The following is a 6,537-nucleotide window of genomic DNA, read 5'->3' on the forward strand; positions in this document are numbered from 1 at the left end:
CGGCAGCTCTAGGGTCGCGGTGTGCGAATCTCCGAGGTCAGCAAGCGCAGCGGCGTCTCCGCAACGGCGCTCCGGTACTACGAGTCCATCGGGCTTTTGACCCCTGCTAGGGCTTTGAATGGGTACCGGGACTACAGCCCGGACGTGCTCAGCCGGCTCGACCTGATCGAGGCCAGCAAGGAACTCGGTCTGCCCCTCGATCAGATCGGCGCGCACCTCAGCACCATGGAATCGACGTCCTGCACCGACGTCCGGGAAGCGCTGCGCCCACTCCTGGCAGAGCAGGTGCGTCAGATCGAGGAGAAGCAGGCCCGGCTCGACGGGCTCCGGTCGCGTCTTGCTCGTGCCGAACACGACCTGGCCGAGTGCCCTGACCGGTCTGAGCGGTGCTCGACCGAGTGCGTCTTCCGAGCTGGCCCCTAGGAGGGGTCGGTGGGTGAGCGTCGTTCGATCAGAACGGTGTCGCGCCACACGCCGGCATAAGGGCCTGCTTCGGAGCGTGCGATCCGTTCCCGCGTCCCGATCCGGCGGAACCCTGCACGGTCGTGGAGGGCCAGGCTTGCCTCGTTCTCAGGGAAGATCGACGACTGCGCGGTCCAGATGCCGGCGGCATCCACCGAGTCAAGGAACGCCCCCAGCAGCGCTCGTCCGACCCCGTGGCCTTGGGCTGCCGCGGCGACGTAGACGGAGTGCTCGACGACGCCGGCATAGGCAGGCCTGGCCGACGTCGCGGACGCCGCCACCCAGCCGAGGACAGCGCCCGTGGTGTCGTCGACTGTCACGAACCGATGCGCGGCGAGCTTGCCGGCATCGAACGCCTCCCATGTCGGGGTACGGGTCTCGAAGGTGGCGTTACCGGTGTCGATGCCCTCTTGGTAGATCCGCTCGACGGCGGGCCAGTCGTCCGGGCTCATGGCCCGGACGGTGACGCTCACGAGCAGCACCCACCTGCTGCCGCTCCGTCGACGGCGCACCCGGAGGCGTCCGGGAGGTTCGTCGAGCAGACACCCGTGTCCGGGAGTTCGAGCTGCACGATCCGGGCGGCTTCGTGGTTGCCGGCGAGTTCGTCCGCGATGGAGCGGACCTGCTCGTAGCCGGTGAGGAGCAGGAACGTCGGGGCGCGGCCGTATGACTTCATGCCGGCGATGTAGAAGTTCGGCTCCGGGTGCCCCAGCTCCGCGACCCCGTGCGGGTAGACCGTGCCGCAGGAATGCAGGTTCGGGTCGATCAGCGGGGCGAGCTGCCGAGGTGCTTCGACGATCTCGTCCAGGGATACCCGGACCTCACGAAGCATGTCGAGGTCAGGGCGGAACCCGGTCGCGTTCACCACCACGTCCGCAGCGACCGTCAGGGGCTCACCGCGTCGACGCCCGACGAGCTGCACGCCGTCAGCGGTCTTGGTCACGTCGTCGACCTCGAACCGGTCCACGAGGGCGATCGGGCCCGCACGGACGAGGTCGCGGACGGCGCTGCCGAGGTCGCCGCGGCCTTCGAGCTGGTCGGCTGCGGACCCGTAGACCCGGGCGGGGGTGCTGCTGCGGATCGCCCACGTGATCGTCGTCCCGGGGGCTTCCTTGGCGAGGGCCGCGAGCTTGATGAGGGTGTTCGCGGCCGAGTGGCCGGCGCCGACGACGACCGTGTGCCGGCCGGCGAACCGGTCCCGGTCGCGGCCGAGGACGTCGGGCAGGGCGTGGCTGATGCTGCCGGCGACGTCGTCGCTGTGGGAGAGGCCGACACCGGAGGAGGTGAGGGTGTTGGGGGTCGTGTAGGTGCCGGAGGTGTCGATGACGGCGCGGGCGAGTTCGTCGCGCACCTCGCCGTGGTGGTCGAGGTGCAGCAGGAACGGCGTCTCGGCACGTCCCGTGGAGCGGGTGCGGTCCATGCCCTGCCGGGACACCGCGGCGACCCGGTGCCCGTATCGGATGCGGCCCGACAGCTCGGGGGTGGCGGCGAGGGGTTCGAGGTAGTCGCGGACGAAGTCGGCACCGTAGGGGAGCTTCTTCGCTGCCGGGGCTTCCCAGTCGGTGGTGTCGAGGAGACGTGCGGCGGCCGGGTCGACGAGGTGCTCCCACGGGGTGAACAGGCGCGTGTGACCCCACGCACGGACCGCCGTTGCGGCACTCGGGCCGGCTTCGTAGATCGCGACGTCGACGCCTCGTTCGAGGAGCTGCGCGGCTGCGGCGAGGCCGACGGGGCCGGCGCCGATGACGGCGACGGGGAGCCCGGCGAGGGTGGGTGCGTCGGTGCGGGGAGGGACAGAGAGGGTGAGGCTCATGCGGGGAGGCCCTTCGATTCGATGCCGAGTTCGGCCAGGAGCGATTCGACGAGCTTGCGAACGTCGTCGCGGATGAGGCGCACCTTCTCGAGGGGGAGCCCGGCGGGGTCGGTGAGGTGCCAGTCGCGGTAGGTCTTGCTGGGGTAGATCGGGCACGCGTCGCCGCAGCCCATCGTGATCACGACGTCGGCTGCCTGCACGACGTCGTCGGTCAGAGGCTTCGGGAACGCCTCGTCAAGGTCCAGGCCCAGCTCCCGCATCGCTTCCGCGACGACGGGGTGGAGGTCCCGGGCGGGCAGGGACCCGGCCGAGCGGACGTGGACGGCACCGCCGGAGAGGACGTTGGTGAACACGGCTGCCATCTGGGAGCGGCCGGCGTTCTGCTCGCAGACGAACAGCACCTCCGGAACCGTCCGCTCGATCGCCCCGGTGGCCTGCCCGAGGGCGGTCAGTCGGTCGATAGCGAACCGGGTCGCGTTGGTGGTCAGGTGCGCCCGGACCTGCGCTGTGCGAAGGAGAGCCGTGTAGGACTCGAGCACGTACCGCTCGATCGTCTCGGGCCCGAAGATGCCCTCGAACCGGGTGGCGAGGTCGCCCGCGGCACGCTTGAGTGCGTCCTCGGGGAAGGCAAGGCCCGGCAGGCCGCGCCTCGTGGTCAGGTCCGTCATCGTCGTCTCCTCGCAGCTCAGGGTCAGGCGGTCGCGGGTGCGATCTCGGCCAGGAGGGCCTGGATGCGGCCCTTGATGTCGTCGCGGATGGGGCGGACGTCCTCGATGCCGCGGCCGGCGGGGTCGGTCAGCTCCCAGTCCTCGTAGCGCTTGCCGGGGAAGATCGGGCACGCGTCGCCGCAGCCCATCGTGATCACGACGTCGCTGTCCCGGACGGCCTCGGTGGTGAGGACCTTGGGCTGGTTCCCGGCGATGTCGATGCCCTCTTCGGCCATGGCCTGGATCGCGATCGGGTTGATCTGGTCCTTGGGCTCGCTGCCGGCGGAGAGGACGTCGACGCGGTCGCCGGCGAGGGCCTGCATGTAGCCGGCGGCCATCTGTGAGCGGCCGGCGTTGTGGACGCAGACGAACAGGACGGTGGGCTTGGTGCTCATGACGGGTTCCTTCGGGTGAGGGGTCAGACCCGTTCAGCGATGCGCGCTGCCGGGGCGGGGGAGGGGAACAGGCGTGGCCGGAGCCACAGGGACAGGTACACCAGCGCCACGAGCGCCGGGACCTCGATCAGGGGGCCGACGATGCCGGCGAGGGCCTGGCCGGAGGTTGCTCCGAACGTGCCGACCGCGACGGCGATCGCCAGCTCGAAGTTGTTTCCCGCGGCCGTGAACGCCAGCGTCGCGGTCCGCTCGTAGGCCAGGCCGATCGCGCGTCCGGTGAAGAACGCGACGAGGAACGTGACGGCGAAGTACACCAGCAACGGCAGGGCGATGCGGACGACGTCGAGAGGCCGGTCAACGACTTGCTGGCCTTGGAGGGCGAACAGCATCACGATCGTGAAGAGCAGCCCGTAGAGGGCGAAGGGGCCGATCTTCGGCAGGAACCGTGTCTCGTACCAGGTGCGCCCCTTGGTCGCTTCCCCGATGCGGCGGGAGAGGTAGCCGGCGAGGAGGGGGATACCGAGGAAAACCAGGACGCTGAGGGTGATGGACCAGATGCTGAACGACGCGCTGGTTGTGGGGAGTCCGAGCCAGGCGGGGAGGATCTGGAGGTAGAACCAGCCGAGGCCGGCGAGAGCGACGACCTGGAACACCGAATTGAGGGCCACGAGGAACGCGGCCGCCTCTCGGTCACCGCAGGCGAGGTCGTTCCAGATCAGCACCATGGCGATGCACCGGGCGAGGCCCACGATGATCAGACCCGTGCGGTACTCCGGCAGGTCGGGCAGGAACACCCACGCCAGGGCGAACATGAGCGCAGGCCCGACGACCCAATTCATGACGAGTGACGACACCAGGAGGCGCCGGTCGCCGGCTATGGCGCGGGTGTCGGAGTAGCGGACCTTCGCCAGCACCGGGTACATCATTACCAGCAGTCCGACCGCGATCGGGACGCTCACCTGTCCCACCTGGAACGAGTGCAGCAGTTCACCGAACGCCGGCACGAACACGGCCAGCAGCAGCCCTGCGCCCATGGCGGCGAGGATCCACACGGGGAGGAAGCGGTCAGCGGTCCCGAGCTGGGCAGGCGCGGTGGGGGTGATCGTCATGCAGCTCCGTAGATCGATGAGTGTCGATGTGTTGAGCCTGCCCCAACCCATCGACGACTGTCAATCTGTGTGGAAGAGTGTTCACATGCCCGTTGCCGAACTCCTGCCCCTTACGGACGTGACCGCGTGCTGCGCACCGCTGGCCCGCGAGGCGATGGACGCGGAGAACGCCGAGAAGCTGGCCCGCAGCCTGAAAGCCATCGCGGACCCGGCCCGGCTCCGGCTCATCTCGATGGTTGCCGCGCACGACGGGGCCGAGGCGTGCGTGTGTGACCTCACCGAACCTCTCGGGCTCAGCCAGCCGACTGTGTCGCACCACCTGAAGGTCCTCGTCGACGCCGGCATCCTCACTCGCGACAAGCGCGGGATCTGGGCGTACTACGCGCTCGTCCCTGGGGCCCTCGATTCCCTCGGCAAGCTCCTTGTAACGGCCTGAGTTCTGCTGCGTTTTCCCTCGTCTCTTGGCTGGCGCATGCACTCGAGATGCCGCATGGCTTACAGCTGGAGGGAATCAACATCGCGTAGTGTGAGTTGATCTCGTTGATGGGAATCATGACGAATGGGGGGTTGACCGTGGAGCGGACCGTTGCGGCTGCATCGATTGCGTCACGTCTGCTCGTCGCCGCGAACCACGATGGTCGAAGTCTCACCAACCTGCAACTGCAAAAGCTCGTCTTCCTTGTTCAGAGCAAGGGGCTGTCAGAGCGACATGCGCCGACGTTCCGAGAGCCGGTTCAGGCCTGGAAAAACGGCCCCGTGGTCAAGCCTCTCTACGGCTTGTACAAGGAGTACCACGATCAGCCAATAGCCCACATCGACACCTCAGCCATCAGCGTCGAGGAGTTGCGTGAGGAAGTCATCGATGACGTCGAAGACGTGTGGTCGCTTTTTGGAGATATGACCGGGGGCGCGCTCTGGACACTGACCCATGAGCCGGGCCGAGTGTGGGACAAGCATTACCGCGAGGGTTCGCTGAACATTGAACTGCCTCAGCCGGAGATCGGAAGCGACTGGGCCGCGTACCGGCGGGTAGCGGAGCTTCGCAAGGCTGGGCGGTTGCGGGCCTCCGAACATGCCGCGATTGAGCATCCGTCGCTCGGCACTGCTCAATTTGCTACGACATCTGGTCCCGCCTACGAGGCAGCAAAGTCACGATTCCGCCTTTCGCGGCCCGTTAGGCGTGCCAACTGACGCAGGGACGGGATCGCCAGCTAGGGCTTCACGCCTTGTAGTCATCCTGGACGTGAACGTCTACCTCGACGCCGCCCGAGTCGTCGGCGCGCCGTTCACCTGGGAGCGGCTCGTGGCAGCAGGGGTCCGGGCGCGAGCCGATGGAGTTCCGCACCGTAGGGATCCGGGACTTGACAGCGTGTTGACCATCCTCGCCTGCGCGGGCGGCCAGCACGCAGACGGGCGCAGCCTGAGTGTCTGGACGAGCGACCACATCAACCTCATGGTCGCGTCTAAGGCTGCCCATCCCACATCGGGCGTCGGGAACCCAGGTCTTGGATGGCTAGACGCCGATGCCCAGACCTTGCTCGAGGACCTCGTTTGGGAAGTCGTCATTCGCTCGGAGGGTGACACGGTGGGTGAGATCGTGAGCGCCTACGGGGATCCGCCGCTCGATCATGAAGATGGGACGGTGTACGCAACCGCCCGGGATGCCGACGATCCTGATGATGGCTACGTCGACCGCGTGTGCATCACTCGTGACACCGGCTTCCTCAACGCTTCACTCCCAGGCCTGATCCAGGTTGTTTCGCCCAGCACGTGGATCCTGGAATACCAGGCTGAAGAGCGCAAGCGAGCTATGCGTCGTCTTGGCGCCGCCCGTCCGCATTTAACCTCACCATTCCTTCTGGCTTTGTCGGACTCAAGAATCCGAAGGTAGTTCGGACAGCACAAGGCGAGCTTCGTAGGGGTTGTAGCCCACAGCGGCATAAAGCTGCGGGAGATTGGCTATGTCAACTTAGGCCGGACCCACCAGGGCAATCTAAGCGGGACCCAGGGCGCTGTGTAGCGAGGGATACTGGGGTATGCGCGTGGAGATC

At 67.5% G+C, this 6,537-nt stretch carries 9 protein-coding genes; 4 read left to right on the forward strand and 5 right to left on the reverse strand.

Going from position 1 to position 6,537, the window contains the following annotated elements; genetic code table 11:
- Nucleotides 1-21: 21 nt before the first annotated feature.
- Complete coding sequence (locus tag EDF50_RS00275; RefSeq protein ID WP_123517316.1) at nt 22-423, forward strand: MerR family transcriptional regulator; 402 nt, start codon at nt 22-24, stop codon at nt 421-423.
- Here the strand turns inward: EDF50_RS00275 and EDF50_RS00280 are convergent.
- From EDF50_RS00280 to arsB, 5 genes are read right to left on the reverse strand one after another with little or no spacing between them, the layout of a single operon-like run.
- Complete coding sequence (locus EDF50_RS00280) at nt 420-914, reverse strand: GNAT family N-acetyltransferase (protein ID WP_123517328.1); 495 nt, start codon at nt 912-914, stop codon at nt 420-422. The two genes, EDF50_RS00275 and EDF50_RS00280, sit on opposite strands and share 4 nt — an antisense overlap.
- Nucleotides 915-931: 17 nt before the next feature.
- Nucleotides 932-2,275: an NAD(P)-binding domain-containing protein gene (locus tag EDF50_RS00285; protein ID WP_123517317.1), complete on the reverse strand. Its 1,344-nt coding sequence runs from the start codon at nt 2,273-2,275 to the stop codon at nt 932-934.
- Nucleotides 2,272-2,943 (reverse strand): arsenate reductase ArsC, encoded by a 672-nt coding sequence (locus tag EDF50_RS00290; RefSeq protein ID WP_123517319.1) that lies wholly within the window; start codon nt 2,941-2,943, stop codon nt 2,272-2,274. Before EDF50_RS00290 ends, EDF50_RS00285 begins: the two co-directional genes overlap by 4 nt.
- A gap of 23 nt (nt 2,944-2,966) precedes the next feature.
- Complete coding sequence (locus EDF50_RS00295; RefSeq protein ID WP_055811500.1) at nt 2,967-3,377, reverse strand: arsenate reductase ArsC; 411 nt, start codon at nt 3,375-3,377, stop codon at nt 2,967-2,969.
- 23 nt (nt 3,378-3,400) lie between these two features.
- Nucleotides 3,401-4,486, reverse strand: coding sequence for an ACR3 family arsenite efflux transporter (arsB, locus tag EDF50_RS00300; protein ID WP_123517321.1), 1,086 nt, complete (start codon nt 4,484-4,486; stop codon nt 3,401-3,403).
- A gap of 85 nt (nt 4,487-4,571) precedes the next feature.
- On the opposite strand from arsB, the gene EDF50_RS00305 reads away from it, so the two are divergent.
- The 3 genes from EDF50_RS00305 to EDF50_RS00315 all read left to right on the forward strand — a co-directional run bounded on the left by EDF50_RS00305 (nt 4,572) and on the right by EDF50_RS00315 (nt 6,377).
- Nucleotides 4,572-4,922, forward strand: coding sequence for a metalloregulator ArsR/SmtB family transcription factor (locus EDF50_RS00305; RefSeq protein WP_043594596.1), 351 nt, complete (start codon nt 4,572-4,574; stop codon nt 4,920-4,922).
- 107 nt (nt 4,923-5,029) lie between these two features.
- Nucleotides 5,030-5,677, forward strand: a complete 648-nt coding sequence (locus EDF50_RS00310) for a Panacea domain-containing protein (protein WP_123571440.1) — start codon at nt 5,030-5,032, stop codon at nt 5,675-5,677.
- A 52-nt stretch (nt 5,678-5,729) separates the two neighbouring features.
- Complete coding sequence (locus tag EDF50_RS00315) at nt 5,730-6,377, forward strand: hypothetical protein (protein WP_148076719.1); 648 nt, start codon at nt 5,730-5,732, stop codon at nt 6,375-6,377.
- Nucleotides 6,378-6,537: the final 160 nt, after the last annotated feature.

The sequence above is a fragment of the Frigoribacterium sp. PhB24 genome (assembly GCF_003755185.1).
GTDB lineage: Bacteria > Actinomycetota > Actinomycetes > Actinomycetales > Microbacteriaceae > Frigoribacterium.